At 63.9% G+C, this 15,586-nt stretch carries 8 protein-coding genes; 5 read left to right on the top strand and 3 right to left on the bottom strand.

Annotated features, from left to right (window positions below):
- Entirely contained in the window at positions 1-498 is a 498-nt protein-coding gene (locus tag RVX_RS04190; protein ID WP_230404359.1) for a MucR family transcriptional regulator, read from the bottom strand.
- A gap of 575 nt (positions 499-1,073) precedes the next feature.
- Here RVX_RS04190 and RVX_RS04185 point away from each other — a divergent pair.
- The 5 genes from RVX_RS04185 to RVX_RS04165 all read left to right on the top strand — a co-directional run bounded on the left by RVX_RS04185 (position 1,074) and on the right by RVX_RS04165 (position 5,606).
- Positions 1,074-1,946, top strand: coding sequence for a substrate-binding periplasmic protein (locus RVX_RS04185; protein WP_116304859.1), 873 nt, complete (start codon positions 1,074-1,076; stop codon positions 1,944-1,946).
- A 305-nt stretch (positions 1,947-2,251) separates the two neighbouring features.
- Entirely contained in the window at positions 2,252-3,019 is a 768-nt protein-coding gene (locus RVX_RS04180; protein ID WP_116304858.1) for a Fic family protein, read from the top strand.
- A 74-nt stretch (positions 3,020-3,093) separates the two neighbouring features.
- Entirely contained in the window at positions 3,094-4,689 is a 1,596-nt protein-coding gene (locus tag RVX_RS04175) for a cobaltochelatase CobT-related protein (RefSeq protein ID WP_116304857.1), read from the top strand.
- Positions 4,690-4,866: 177 nt separating this feature from the next.
- Positions 4,867-5,157 carry a NadS family protein gene (nadS, locus tag RVX_RS04170; RefSeq protein WP_116304856.1) on the top strand — a complete coding sequence of 97 codons (291 nt, stop codon included), beginning with the start codon at positions 4,867-4,869 and terminating at the stop codon, positions 5,155-5,157.
- A gap of 257 nt (positions 5,158-5,414) precedes the next feature.
- The gene (locus RVX_RS04165; protein WP_116304855.1) at positions 5,415-5,606 is read left to right on the top strand and encodes a hypothetical protein; all 192 of its coding nucleotides are present in this window, start codon (positions 5,415-5,417) and stop codon (positions 5,604-5,606) included.
- Positions 5,607-5,695: 89 nt separating this feature from the next.
- Here the strand turns inward: RVX_RS04165 and RVX_RS04160 are convergent, their stop codons facing one another.
- Together RVX_RS04160 and RVX_RS04155 are read right to left on the bottom strand one after the other, a co-directional pair.
- Complete coding sequence (locus RVX_RS04160; RefSeq protein WP_230404357.1) at positions 5,696-6,637, bottom strand: Fic family protein; 942 nt, start codon at positions 6,635-6,637, stop codon at positions 5,696-5,698.
- A 201-nt stretch (positions 6,638-6,838) separates the two neighbouring features.
- Complete coding sequence (locus RVX_RS04155; protein WP_230404355.1) at positions 6,839-15,541, bottom strand: GH36-type glycosyl hydrolase domain-containing protein; 8,703 nt, start codon at positions 15,539-15,541, stop codon at positions 6,839-6,841.
- Positions 15,542-15,586 lie beyond the last annotated feature (45 nt).

The following is a 15,586-nucleotide window of genomic DNA, read 5'->3' as shown; positions in this document are numbered from 1 at the left end:
TCAAGCCTTCTTCGGGCCGCCCTTGCCCTTGGCAGCCTTCGCGGGTTTGGCAGCAGGGGCCACGGACGCGGCAGCCGCCGCCTGGGTCTTTGCGCCTGCGGCGGAACGTCGGCGCTCCCAGAGCTGCATCTCCTTCATCTTCTTGCGGCGAGCCCGCACAAGCGCCTTGCAGGCAAGCGGGGTGCCCTTCTTCAGCCCCCACTTCTCGCGGTAGGCATCGGCATCCAGACCGTGCAGGGCCAGATGTTTGGCCGTGATGATCTTGAACACCTTGCCGCATTCAAGACAGGTGACGGCTGCCTCCCTGATGGACTTTGCAGAATCCGCCTTCACAGCGTCGACAGAGGCTGCCCCTGCGGACTCCGCCACGGGCTGCGACAGGGCCTGCAGGCTCTTGGCAAGAGCGCTTACCATGCTGGTCATTTCATCAGCAGTCATCGCGCGGACAGTTGCCTGCGCCTTCACCAGCTCCAGAGCTTCCTTGAACATGTCGTCCATATGAACCTCGGTCAGTTATTGTCAGGTTGCACAACTCACTTGCAGACATACATTGTTATGCGCACCTGTCAATCTCTTGCGCGAATGTTTCATAATATATCCTGCGCGACGTACGGCCACGCACGCCGCATTCCATTGGACTGCGCGGCAGATTACGGCCGGACAGGCGAAAAACAGTAATGAAGCCCCCGGATTGCGAAATGCAAGACCTGCCGTTTTCGTGCAGCCGCAAAGCTGCCCGCTGACCAGGACATCACGCACTGCCCGCCTGCGCAGACGCCGGGTCCCCGGACCGTTGCGCCCGGAACGGTCCCTCCGGCGGCCCTGTCACCGGGGCACCGAGGCAACGCCCATCGCGCACACCGGGCCCCGAATAACACAGACGCGTCACTGCCTGCACGCGGGCCATATCCATGGCGACGTGAAACAACACGCCTGCCAAACATTTTATCATCCCCCTGCAGGGCGGAGCAACGCACGGGCCACGCCGGAAAAGTACTTGAAAGAATCCACGCCGCCTTGCATCATTCACGAATAAGCCCCGGGAACATCACCTCCGGAAAGCAAGGCCGCCCATGCCACGCCTGCCAGACACTCTCCGCCCCCACGTCCGGTCCAAACCGCCGCTCGCCGCAAAACGCGCCCTGCCATCGCGCATCGCCCAAACAGCTGCGCCATGCACGCGCCGCGCATGGACGGCGACATCGCGCCTCGCAATCGCCGCCTTCGTCGCAGCGCTGCTGTTTGTGGTCGCCGTCAGCCCGGCAATCGGCGGTCCGCTCATCATTTTCTATGTGGAACGTCCACCCTATTCGCACACCCTGTCCGACGGCACGGCGGCAGGCCTGCTCGTGGATGCGGCCAAGGATATCCTGCGTCTGGCGGACATCGACCACGAGTTCAGGCCAATGCCCGTCCCCAGGATACTGCAAGAGTTGGAAGCGGCCACACAAACAGCGGCAGCCCTCGGTTTTTTCAAGACGCCGAGCCGAGCCGCAACGTTCAAGTTCAGCGATGCCATGTACGACGACGGCCCCCTGCTCCTTATCTACGCCACGCCGTCATTCCTGCCGGACAGGACGCAGGCCAGGCTGGCGCACATCCTTGCGCAACCCGGCATTCGCATAGGCGCCATCGAAGGATACTCGTACGGGCAACAAGCCGACACTATCCTGAAGGCGCACTCCGCGCACGTCCACAGGGTCTCGGGGGTGACGGAACAACTCTACAGAATGCTGGCTGCCGGGCGCATCAACGGATTTCTTGCGCGCAAGCCCGACAGCGACCATGCCGCCGACACCTTCGGATACGAGACAAACCATGCCGTCCTGCGGGACGTGCCGCCGCATCAGTACCGCTACCTGATGTTCAGCCGCAATGTCGGGGACGACCTGATCGCGAGGATCAACGCCGCCATCGGAAAGCTGGCGAAATCCCCCGCTGATTAACGCCGGAAGGCTGCACCGCAAAAGCCCAGCCCCCCTTGTCCCCGCCGTTTCTCCATGCAGGCGGCGCGTTTTATCAAGATTGTGGACACTTGCGGCAACCGTGGCGGCACCCACAACAAGCCTGGCGACCACGTCGCCCGTGCCAAACCTGGCGCTCGCATGGATGATTATTGCAACGCAAAAACGGCCAGTCATGCAACCCGTGCTGCCCAATTGCGGCCTGTGGCAGGTGGCTGGACAGGCCATGCCAACCCGTTTACCTATCGAGACTGTTGACGTGATTGCATGTTACCCGTGAGCACACCATGACAACGCCATCGCCCACACCGCCCATCGACTTCGCCCAACTCGACGCCCTCAAGGAGCGGCTCGACCGGCATCGTCCGCTGCCGCCCGACATGGTGGCTGAGCTGCGGGCGGACATGGTGCTGCGGTACACCTTCCATTCCAACGCCATCGAAGGCAACACGCTGACCCTCATGGAAACCAAGGTGGTGCTGGAAGACGGGGTGACCATCGGCGGCAAGTCCATGCGCGAGCACCTTGAAGCCATCAACCACCGGGAAGCCATCGGCTTTCTCGAAGAGGTGGTGCAGGACGGGCGCGGGCTGGACGAACGCACACTGAAGGATCTGCACCAACTCGTACTCAGGGGCATTGCCGATGACGCGGGCCGCTACCGGACCCGCAATGTCATCATCTCCGGCGCGGGGCACACCCCGCCGGATGCCCTGCACGTGCAGGAACGCATGGACGCCTTCTTTCGCTGTTACGCGGATGCAGCGGCGCGCCTGCACCCCGTGGAACTGGCCGCGCGCGTCCATGCCGACTTCGTGGTGATCCACCCGTTCACGGACGGCAACGGGCGCACCGCCCGGCTGCTGATGAACCTTGAACTGATGCGGGCCGGGTTCCCCACGGTGATCATCCCGGTGGAACAGCGGGCCGCATACTACGAGAACCTCGACGCCATCGGGGTGCGCGGCGACTATGCCCCTTTCCTCGCGCAGATCGGCGCGCTGGTGGCTGCCAGCTTCGAACCGTACTGGCGGCTGCTCGGCGCCGCCGCCTGATCATCCGATACACACCAGCCACGAAAGGCCCCGGAGCACCACGCTTCGGGGCCTTTTCGCATTTGGAGGACAACATGCTGGATACACGCGCCGTGATGCGCTCGCTGCCGCTGGTGGCGAGCGTGCTCGGCAGGAAATACGGCGTCACCGTGACCATCGGGGGCACGGAGGCCTACACGGACGGTTGCGCGATCCATCTCCCCGCACTGCCGGTGGACGCGCCCGACACCTTCCTCGCACTGGCCCGCGGGTACGTGGACCACGAAGCCGCCCACCTGCGGGATACCGACTTCGCGGTGCTGAAGGCCGCGAACCTTACCCCTCTTGAGCACCATGTCTGGAACATCATCGAAGACTGGAGAGTTGAGGATCGGCTGGTCACGGCGTTCCCCGGCTGTCGGGGGAACTTCGACTGGCTCATCGAACACTTCTTCGGCGGCAAGGTTACAGCGACAACCGACGATCCCGCAGTGATGTTCCTGAACTGGCTGCTGCTCACAGTCAGGGCATGGGATGTCCCGGTCATCGGAAAACAACGCGACTCCATCGCGGCACATCTCGATAAACTCTATCCGGGCCTGCTTACCCGCATGGCCTGTGTTGTCGAAGCAGTATGCACCTCGTGCGCATCCACTGCCGAGGCCATTGCCCATGCGCGGGCCATCGTCGTTGAACTGGGCAAGGCCACGGAAACGCCGCAACCCGCGTCAGGTACGAATCCGGACGCCAATCAAACTGGGGGCGGCCCGGATGGTGCGCCAGGCAATGGCAACCAGCCCACGGCATCACCATGGGAACGGATACGGAACCTGCTGCATGCCCAAGAGGACGAGCTTCCGCAGGAATTCGGGGCAATCCTTGGCGAGGCCCTGAAACTTGAGACACCCGCAAGCGATGGACTGCCTGTGAACGTGGCCACCGTCACCCACAAGGTAAGCTGGGACCTGCACCCCGACGACATCGCCGAGGCCAAACGCGCATCAACGGCCCTGCGGACGCGGCTTCATGGCCTGTTGCAGGCTGCGACCGTCAGCCGGACCCACGGGGCACGGAGCGGAAGACTCGACCCGCGCAGGCTCCACCGCATCGCCACGGATGACGCCCGCGTCTTCATGCGCAAGGGAACGCGCGTCGGCATCAACACCGCAGTGCATCTGCTCCTCGACTGCTCCGGGTCCATGACCCCGAACATCAGGCTGGCCAGCACAGCTTGCCATGCCGTGGCCTCGGCCCTTGAGACCATCGGCATCAACGTGGCCATCACCGCCTTCCCTGCCAGCCATGACCCGGCGTCAACGGAACAGAAAACCGTGGGCCGCCTGGTGCGACACGGGCAGCGGGTACATTCGAGGCTCCTGATGTCCGCGGTGGGGACCACCCCACTGGCCGAGTCCCTGTGGTGGGTGATGCAGGAAATGCTGCCCCTGCGTGAGGCTCGCAAGCTCATCCTGCTGCTGACCGATGGCGATCCCGACACGCCGACATGCGCCCTGGAAGCCATCCGGCACGCCGAACGGCTGGGGTTCGAGGTCTACGCCATCGGCATCGGTGCTGTGAACATCCTGCAGCACCTGCCGGGACGGCACCGGACGATCAACACCATGGCCGAACTTGCCCCGGCGATATTCGGCCTGTTGCAGGGCGCGCTGGTCGGAAGGCGCGCGACATGATGCGAACATGAACAACACCGGCAACGAACAACGGGGAGGCACCACGCCTCCCCGTTCTCTTTCAACGATGCAGCAGGATGACCTCACGATATCAACCCTGTATATTCAAAGAGCAATGGGCATGCTGATCAGCAAAAGAATCAGCGTATCCCGCAGCAAGACCAAAAGGGGGACCCCATGGACAAGACGCTGTTCGAGAACCTGACCACAAGCCTCAAAGAGGCCGTCGATATGGCCGGGGAGCGCGGGTTTCCATCTCCTTCTTTCGAGGTGACCGGAGCGCGCGTGAAAAACATCAGGGGACGAATAGGGCTTTCCCAACAGGAATTCGCCGCACTCCTGCGTGTCAGTGTCAAGACGCTGCAGAACTGGGAGCAAAGCCGACGAACACCCACAGGCCCAGCCGCCGCGCTGCTGCGGATTTTTGACCGTTCGCCCGACGCAGCCATACGCGCTCTGCAAGCCTGATCAGATATTGCGCTCGCATCCCACCAACCCCGCTCCGGCGGGGTTTTTCTATTTCAACACCCCGACAAGGAGGTCGTATGCGCTGGATGTACCTGTGCCGGTTCTGGCCGTGGAAGAGGTGCCTTCTGCCACCTGCGGAATGCGTCCTCTTCGCGGACTGCCCGAAGGTCCGCACCCCGAGGAGGATAGAGATATGAACTGGGGATCAATCCTCGCCATCGCCATCGCGGTACTTAACGTCGTCAAGGAGAGCATCGATGACTGACCATGAATCCAGGGACGAGGGAATAAACAGGGCCTGGGTGTTTTTGGGCGGCTGCCTGGCTGCTGTCGGGGGCCTGTTCGTGGCGGCCATCGTATCCGACACTCTGGCAAGTCTGGAAGGTAGCCAGGAGCGCGAAGAGGAAGCGCAACTGGCGTTGCCAGAGGGTGAGACAAGAGGAAGCTAGGACAAACTGCAGGGGGGCTGCGGCCCCCCTATGCCGCAAACATGCTTTGCGGGCACTGCCGTGGAACCGCCAACAACCTTGCCTGGAACCTACCCTTCACGACGGAGTTGCAGCCAATGGTGCCCCTTGTCCGTCAGTCGATACCGCTGCAAGCGGCTATTGGGCTCGTCGGGAACGGTCATCTCGATGAACCCATCCGCCAGGGCTGGTTTGAGATAGCGCTCCCGGAAAGACTTGCGGTCTTGCAGACCAAGTGCATCCTGCAACGCCTCACGGGGCATTTCGCCATGTATGGCCTGCAATAGTTGCCCGACTTGGGGGGTGACTTGAGGGGTGACTTGGGGGGCATCTGGAGCAACGGACGCGCTCACGGCATCGAAAATCATCGAGAGCATGAACTCGATAAAGGGGGCACTGTCCGTCTGCCGCGTACTTTCCTGCAACACCTCATAGTATTCGGACTGGTGCGCGAAGATCAGGTTCTCCACCGGGAGATCGGCGAACAGCCCGTTCCAACGGGTCAGAATGAGGCTCTGCCACAACCGCCCCATGCGGCCATTCCCGTCGGCGAAGGGATGGATGAATTCGAATTCGTAGTGGAACAGGGAACTTGCAACCAACGGGTGGGCATCGCTGGTCGCCAGCCAGTGAAACAGATCGCCCATAAGCGCGGGCAAGCGGTCCGCCGGATGTGCCAGGTGGATAACGTGGGAGCCTTCCAACACGCCGACGCCACCCCGGCTGTAGCTGCCTGCCTCGTCGATCAGGCCGGACATCAGGATGCCGTGCGCTTCCAGCAGATCCTTTTCGACGACAGGGTTCCAGTCATCAAAACGCTCGTACGCAGCAACGGCATTGCGCACCTCCTGAACTTCACGAGGAGGAGCAATGACCCGTTTCCCGTCGAGAATGGCGGTAATCTGCGCTTCGCTGAGTTGGTCCTCTTCTGCGGCAAACGACCCGCGTATGGTGTGGGTACGGTTGATACGCCGCAGCCGGAGTGACCCCGCCTGCTCGCGGAGAATGGTCAACCGCCCTACGGCTTCGCTGATCCTGCCGACAAAGGTTCACTACCCAAGGTGTATGCAGTGGGGCGCGTTGGCAAGACGAAACGAAGGGCCGCGCGCCCTTGAATGCATGGAAGTGGGAACCCAACGAGATATCATGAAGGCTCTCCGCTCTCGTCGGGCGACACAACCAACGACCGTCAGCATGATGGAGTAACTCCGCCTTCACACATGGCCAGCCGATACACGAACCTCAACGCGATGCTCGGCCCCGTCATCAACGAGAAGGATGCTGTTTCCTTCCTGGTCGGCGCCATCCACGCGCAGGCGCACGCCGTCCCCCCCTTCCGGAGATCGCAGAACCTCCAAATGGTACACCGACCCGTGATATCGATAATGCAGGGTGAAACCGGCCCATCCTTCGGGCAGACAGGGCGAAACCCGCAACCTGCCGTTTTCCAGACTAATGCCCAGCAACGATTCCACGATCAGCCGGTACATCCACGCTGCGGAGCCCGTGTACCACGTCCAGCCGCCGCGCCCCACGTGCGGTGGGGCCGCATAGACATCCGCGGCAACCACGTAGGGTTCCACCTTGTAGACGGCTGCGGCATCCCCGGACAGGGCATGGTTCACCGGGTTGATGATGGTGAAAAGCTCCCACGCGCGGCGGCCGTCCCCCATGCGGGCAAAGGCCATGGCCGCCCAGATGGCGGCGTGCGTGTACTGCCCCCCGTTTTCGCGCACACCGGGGGCGTAGCCCTTGATGTAGCCGGGGTTCTGCGCGGATGTATCGAACGGCGGATCCAGAAGCTGGACCAGCCCCTGCGCGCGCCGCACAAGGTGCTCATCCACGGCATCCATGGCCATGCGCGCCCGCTCCCGGTCCGCCGCCCCGGAAAGGACGGCCCAGCTCTGCGCGATGGAATCTATCCTGCCTTCGGCATTACCCGCCGACCCCAGCGGCGTGCCATCGTCGAAATAGGCGCGACGGTACCACCCGCCATCCCAGCCGTGCCGTTCGATATTGGCGCGCAGTGTATCTGCCTCGTTCAGGCAACGCCCGGCAAAGGGGACGTCGCCTCGCGCTGCGGCAACCTCTGCAAAGCGCGTCAGCACCTCGTGCAGGAAGAAACCGAGCCACACGCTTTCGCCCTTGCCTTGTTCGCCCACGCGGTCCATGCCGTCGTTCCAGTCGCCGGAGCCGATGAGCGGCAGGCCGCGCCTGCCGAACGCAAGGCCGTGCATGATGGCCCGGACGCAATGTTCATACAGGCTGGCCGCCTCATCGGAGTACCGAGGCAGGTCGTAATAGGAATCCTCGTCCGCCTTCACGGGGCGGCCCTGAAGAAAGTGCACCGACTCATCCAGAACGCCCGTGTCCCCGGTGGCCTGCACATAGCGGCACGTCGCAAGCGGCAGCCAGAGGTAATCGTCCGAACAGTGGGTGCGCACGCCACGGTCCATGGGGGGGTGCCACCAATGCAGGACATCACCCTCCACGAACTGGTGCGCGGCACACAGCAGCAGATGGTCGCGCACCAGTTGCGGCTGCGAATGCACAAGCGCCATGACGTCCTGCAACTGGTCGCGAAAGCCGAAGGCCCCGCCGGATTGATAGGTGGCGGCTCGCGCCCACAGGCGGCAGGCCAGCGTCTGGTACAGCAGCCAGCCATTGGCCAGCACGTTCAGTGATTGGTCTGGTGTCTCCACGTGTATGGCGCCAAGCGTGCGCGCCCAATATTCCCACACGGTGTCCAGCGCGGCTCGCGCGGCCGAGAGGCCGCGAAAGCGGGTTACCAGTTGCCGAGCCTCGTCGGGGGTGCGCCCCACGCCGAGCCGGAACACGATCTCCCGTTCCTGCCCGGCGGCCAGCTCGAACCCCACCTGCATGGCGGCGCACGGATCAAGCCCCACGCCCACCCTGCCGGAAAGCCGCTTGCGCAGCATGGCGGCAGGGGCCTCGTGCGTACCGTTGCGGCCCAGGAATTCGACCCGGTCGCCGGTAACGGTGCGCGAAGCCTCATCCACGTCGAAAAACGCCGTCCGATCGGCGAATTCGGTATTGTAGGGGTTACGCGCGAACAGCGCACCGCTCTCCGGGGCAATTTCCGTTGCCACATGCATGGCGGCCTTGGGCGGCAGATCGCCGAGCACCCATTCCACATACCCGGTGGCGGACAGGCGCCGGGTGCGGCCAGACATGTTGCGCACCTTGAGAACCGTGAACCTGACCGCCGCATCCATCGCCACATAGACCCACATCTCGGTGCGAATGCCGCGCTCGACATGCTCGAACACGCTGTAGCCGAACCCGTGCCGGGTGACGTACGGCGTCGCCCCGCGGCGGGGCAGCGGCGTGGGCGACCAGAAGTGGCCGCGCTCCTCGTCGCGCAGGTAGAACGCCTCTCCCCGCGAATCACTCACGGGGTCGTTGCCCCACGGGGTGAGCCGGAATTCATGGGCGTTCTCGCTCCAGGTGCAGGCAAGGCCGCTTTCCGAGATCACGGTTCCGAAGTGCGGGTTGGCCAGCACGTTCACCCACGGCGTGGGCGTCAGTTGCCCGGGGGCGGTGGTGATGACGTATTCCCGACCGTCGGGTGTAAAGCCACCAAGGCCGTTGTAGAAGATCAGGTCGTCACGCGGGAGCGGCGCTTCCGCCACCTGTTCCGGACGATGGGTACGCGTGGCGACGAGCGCGGGCACCGTCATGGCCACACCGTCGCGTCCATCCATCTGCTCTTCCAGTGTTCCCATGCCGTCCGAGATGATGACGCGGGCCACCGACTGGATAAGAATGCGGTCCTCCTCCGCAATCCTGTCTGCCGACCGGACAAAGATGCCGCCGGGGCGATCGGTGACGCCCGGCTCGATACCGGCGGCGATGAGTCCCATGATCTGGTCGCTCAACTCTTGCCTGTACCCGGCGTGGTCCTCATTCCAGATCACCAGATCGACCGCCAGCCCCTTCAGACGCCAGTAGGCATGAGCCTGCACCATCTGGCGCACCAGTTCGATGTTGGCCGGGTCCTCGATCTTCAGCAGCACGATGGGCAGGTCGCCGGAAATGGCATAGCCCCACAGGCCCGACTGCCCCCTGCTGTTACGGGCCAGAATGTCCTCGTCGGCCCGCAGTGCGGGGTTGGCATGCAGGATGGAACCGGCAAGCCGCCCGTAGAGTTGCGCATCGGCTTCGGAGGCCCCCAACTGGCGCAACAGCACCTGCCCGTGCGTCCACGTGAGATCGAAAACACGGTCCGCAAGGCGCCTGTCGTGGTACTTCTCCACAAGGACCACGGCCGCATCGCGGGTTTCCCCGATACCCGTCACCATGTCCACGGTTGCCGCCTGCCCCGGTTCCAGCGTGATCCGGCAGCGAATGGCCACCACGGGATCGAGGACCGATCCTTCGCTGTCAGAGAGGACGTCCGGCGCGCCCTTGCCGCTGACGGCCCGCGGTGCGGCAAGGGTGTTCCCCCGGCCGATGAACCGCATGCGGTCCGTCTCGTAGGAGACCGTCTCCGCATCCACCCCGCGCACGGCCATCACATGCAGCAGCCATGGAACATGCTCGCCCTCGGCCCGTAGGCGTCGGGTGCACAGGATGCCCTGCTGCCGCCGGAGTATTTCCGTCTGCACGAAAAGGTTGCTGAACGCCGGGTGCAGCGCGTCGGCGGCAGGCGGAGCCAGCACCACTTCCGCGTAGCTGGTCACTTCCAGCTTTCGACGCACCCGTGAACGGTTGGTGACGCGCACGCGACGCAGTTCGATGTCGTCTTCGGGCGAGACGGCTATTTCAGTGTGGATGTCGTAGCCAAGGTCACTGCGATGGAATTCCGCGCGCCCTTCGGAAAAAACGGCCTCGTAGCGCTCCGCGCGTCTGAGGGTTGGCTGGTGGGCCACGGACCAGAACTCGCCGCTGGCCAGGTCGCGCAGGTAGCAGAAGGTGCCCCTGTTGTCGCAGGTGCCGTCCTCCCGCCACCGGGTGACGGCAAGGTCGTTCCAGCGGCTGTAGCCACCGCCCGCGTTAGTCACCATGACGTGATACCTTCCGTTGGACAGCAACTGCACTTCAGGCTGCGGGGTATCGGGGCTGGAGAAAACGCGAAGCGGCATTTCCTGTATGCCGGAAGCCGTGTGCAACTCCGACAGTTCCGTCGTGTGCGCGTAGCTTGCCGTGGCGGTGGGAATGCGCTCCTGAAGCAGCAGCAGGGTTGCCTGAAATATGGAATCGGACTCGAAGCGCTTCTGCATCGGGCGGTCCAGCAGCACGTGCGACAAGGCCAGAAAACTCATGCCCTGATGATGGGCCATGAAGGAACGGACCACGGAATGTGCCTGCCCGCGAGGCAGACGCGAGGGGGTGTAGTCGATGGCCTCGTAGAAGCCGTAGCGAGCTTCAAACCCCTCCGCCGAAAGGCGTTCCATATTCCGGCACGCATCGCCGGGGGCCACCATCAATGCCAGCGCCGTGGCGTACGGTGCAATGACCAGATCTTCGGCAAGCCCCCGCTTCAGGCCCAGCCCCGGCACACCGAAGGCCCGATACTGGTAGTTGCGGTGCACGTCTATGGCGTTGTAGCCGCATTCCGAAATACCCCACGGCACGGCGCGCATCCTTCCGTATTCCACCTGCCGCGCCACGGCGGCCGCGCAGGTCTGGTCGAGCAGCGTGTTCGCATAGCTCGGCATTACCAGCATCGGCATCAGGTATTCGAACATCGAGCCGCTCCATGAAAGGAGAATCGGCTCCCCACCGGCGAGGGTAAGCAGGCGTCCGAGGGCAAACCAGTTTTCCTGCGGCAACTGCCCCTGCGCGATGGCCACGAAGCTGGCGAGCCGCGCCTCCGATGCCAGCAGGTCGTAGCAACTGGTATCGCGCCGTCGCTCATCCACATTGTAGCCGATGGCCAGCAGATGCAGCGATTCGTCGTACAGCAGCCCGTACTCCATTCGGGCCATAACGCCGCATTGCAAGGCCAATTCGTCGATGGCCGCGATGCGCGCACGGGCGTGCCCGCTGGCTGTCGCCACAAGGCGCTGAAGCTCGTCAACCCCAGCACCCTGTTCCAGGTCGGAATGCCGGGTAAACAGGGGCTGAAGCGCGACCTCCAGCCCTGCCAGTTCCCGCAGCGTCGGCACCTCATCAAGGCACGAAAAGTCCCCGAAGGCATACAGCGAGGGCACCAGCTCCGCCCATGGTGCGAGCAGGGCCAATTCATCCAGCGCGTCCCGACACTGGCCGTGAAAGGCACGAATCCACCATGCCAGCGGGTTTTCCGCCCCCCCGGCGGCAGGCTCCATGTCTACGTCAACGGCCATGGCCGACGAAGCCAGCCGTTCGAGGCTGCGCCTGAGGGCAGCGAGGGTATTCGGTCGGGCGCTGACCGCGGCTTCCATGTCCCGGCGAAGCTGCGCGAGCAGGACCGGCACGGCCCCCTTGGGAGCGGCTGCGGTTGCAGCATTCGGGGCGACGCCCGTGGCGAGCTCCAGCGCGATGCCCATGGCATCTGCAAGCCCGTCGAGCACTCGGGCGTCCAGTATCCTTTGGTCGGCGAGGCCAAGCAATCCTGCCCGCAGTGTCAGCAGGTGCCCGGCAAGATTGCCGCTGTCGACCGAAGAGATGTAGCGGGGCGGCAACGGGCTCAGGGTCTGCGTGTCGTACCAGTTGAAGAAATGCCCATGGTGGCGCTCCAGCCGGTTCATGGTGTGCAGCGTGTCTGTCGTGCGCTGCACGAACCGCCCGACCGAGATTATGCCGAAATCATGGGCGGCAAGGTTGGCCAGCAATGCAAGGCCCATGTTGGTGGGCGAGGTGCGGTGCGCCACCGCTTCCACGGGGTGTTCCTGATAGTTGTCCGGCGGCAGCCAGTTATCCGCAGGGCCCACGAAGGTCTCGAAAAAGGCCCATGTCTTGCGCCCGACCTTGCGGAGAAAGATGGTCTGCGCCGCCGTCAGGCGTTCCTGCAGACGGACAAGCGGACGATCAAGCCACCACACGATGGCCGGTGCGGCAAGCCACAGGCACAGGACCGGCGCGGCAACGGCCAACCTCGGAAAACCGGCGGGACCTGCCACCATGAGGGCGGCACTGACGGCAGCCGCAGCGGCAGGTGCAAACCACATGGTCCGGTACGAACCGACGAGCCCCGTGCGGCCGCCCTGCTCCGGCTCACCTGACGGATTCCATTGCAGCAGATGCCTGCGCGAGACCAGCATTCGCCATTCCGTTCGCAGCACGGCATCCAGACTGAAGAACGCCTCGTACGGCAGGCATGCCAAAGTGAACAATGCCTGCGAAAAATACCGGGGGACCGAACGGACAACGGCTGCAAGGTGCTGTCTCGGCGTGACGTCGTCGGGTTTGCGAACCGCATTCGCGACAAGGGACAGCAGGGAAGGCAACAGGATGATGCCCGTCGCGGCCAGCGTCCAGAACCATGCCGAAGGCAGCATGGTCCAGCCCGACACCAGCAGAAGCGTCAACGCCGCTGCCATGAGACTGCGCCGCAGGTTGTCGAGGATCTTCCAGCGCGACAACGCCGAAAGCGGGTTCCTGCACATGCGCGCATCGGGGCCGGGGATGCCCGGAAACAGCCAGCGGGCAATCTGCCAGTCACCCCGAATCCAGCGGTGCCTGCGGTTCACGTCCGCACCGTAGCGCGAGGGGTAGTCCTCGTACACCTGCACGTCGCTCATCAGTCCCGCGCGGGCGTAGCACCCCTCCAGCAGGTCGTGGCTGAGTATCCGGTTGTCGGGAAAGCGCCCTCCCAGGGCCTGCTCGAAGGCGTCGACATCATAGATGCCCTTGCCGATGAACGAGCCTTCGCCGAACAGATCCTGATACACGTCCGAAACGGCGCGGGTATACGGGTCGATGCCGATCTCGCTTGCGCACATGCGCCCGTACCGCGACCGGTTGGCGCCCGACAGGCTGGCGGTGACCCGTGGCTGAAGAATGCCGTACCCGGCAGTGACGCGCTGGCGATGCCCGTCGTAGCAGGGCCGGTTGAGCGGGTGCGCCATGGCCCCGATGAGCCGCCAAGCCGCTTCGCGCGGCAGTTGCGTGTCGGTATCCAGCGTGATGACATACTGCACGCCGGACAGCGGTGCCGTTTCACCGACCACGAGCGCAAACCCGCCCGTATCCCCTTTTCGCAGAAAGGCGTTCAGGTCGGCCAGCTTGCCCCGCTTGCGTTCATACCCCATCCAAACCCTGTCCTGCGGGTTCCACCGCCGGGGACGGTGGAACAGGAAGAACACATCGCCATCGGCACCGGGGTATCGCGCGTTCAATGCCTCTATGTGTTGGCGGGCAAGCATCACCAGAGGTTCGTCCTCCGGCGTCGCCTCTTCGGGGGCATCGCGCACGTCGGTAAGCAGGGCGAAGTGCAGGTGCGCGTGGTTGTTGGCCAGAAAGCGGACTTCAAGCGCCTTGGCAAGGGCGTCGATGCCGTCCGCGCTGGTCAGCATGGTCGGCACGACGACCAGCGTCCGCGCGCTTGACGGTATTCCCTTTGAAAAATCCATGCGGGGCAACGGGCGCGGCGTGGCCAACAGGGTGGCCAGCCAGTTCGACAGGGCCACCGCCAGATGGCTGGCGCACAGTGCTGCGAGCACGGCGAACAGCCCCAGCCCCCAGCCGTCCAGCCCGTCTGCACGCGCTTTGCCCACCAGACACACCGCAAAAAATGCCGTCATGACCACGGTACCGCCAGCATAGGCCAGCAAGGGAATCCTGCGCCCTGCCCTTCGCAGCAGCACCGCGGGCGACAGGCGCATGCCCACCGCCCTTTCAAACCGGGCCGTCCCCGCATCGACCAGATGGAACCCCACATGCGCGGCGCGGTCATCGCAGCCGCTCCGGGCTGCCACTTCGCCTGCCAGTTCCACCGCCTTCCGGGCCACCTCTCCTTCCGAAAGCCGACTGCGCCTGGCCGCCTTTTCCACAACATGGCGGTACCGGTCACGAGTGGCGAAATCCATGCTGTCGTAGACACCGGCAGGGTCTTCTCCCAGTATCCGCTCGACAATGCTCATCGATTCGATGAATTCGCGCCAGTTCTGTGCGCCAAGGGTCCGCAGGCTGCCGATGCTGTTGCTCATCGTTACCTGATCGGCCGCCTGCTGCTGGTTTTCGTAACGCACCATCTGCTCGATGGTCAGCCCCGATTCCGACAACTGCTGCTCGATCCACGTAAGCGGCAGGGCCAGCGCATGCCCCTGCCCCTGCAACCGGCGGGTCAGCTCGGCCACGAAGGAACTCGTCATGGGCGGAGAAGAGCGGGCCATGTCGGCGATGGTCAGGATAAGACTGCGGGGCTCTCTGGCGGCAGTCCTCGTCAGCAGGTCGGCCCAATGGTCGGCATGTGCCCGTTCGGACCTGTGCACGGCAATGTGTGCGGCAACGCGCCTCAGGTTCTCTATCAACGCCAGGCGCAGCATGATGGGAATCGCCCAGAGTTCGCCCAGCTTCAGAGGGGTAACCGACTGATAGGCGGTTACGAAGCGGTGGATGATTTCCGGGTCGACCCTTCCGTCGCCATGCGAAATTGTCTCCAACGCCATGTCGTACACCCGGGGAAGCCCGGCCGAAGGTCCGGTGGCAAGGTACGGCAATTCACGGCTGTACCCCTTGGGCAGGTGGCGGCTGGCCGTGCGTATCTGCTCCTCGATCACGTAGAAGTTGTCGAGCAGCCATTCCCCGGCGGGCGATATGCGATGTGCGGCCTTTATGTCTTCCGTCAGCAGGGCATGCACATCGAGCAAAAGGCGTTCGTTCGCGGCCAGCCTGCCCAGCAGGCGCTCGCGCGAGCGGCCTGGTCGCAGGGTGTGCATCTCCGCCAGGATTTTACCGCGTTGTTCCATCTGGTCGGCGCTGAGCAGTTCCGAGCGAAGCGGCAGCTCTTCGTCGCCTTGCGGCAACACCTGTTCTCTCCCACACCAACGTATCCAGGCGCGGGCAAGGGCACT

Source organism: Nitratidesulfovibrio sp. HK-II (assembly GCF_003402415.2).
Classification (GTDB): Bacteria; Desulfobacterota; Desulfovibrionia; order Desulfovibrionales; family Desulfovibrionaceae; genus Cupidesulfovibrio.
This window is presented reverse-complemented; position numbering and strand designations above follow the sequence as displayed.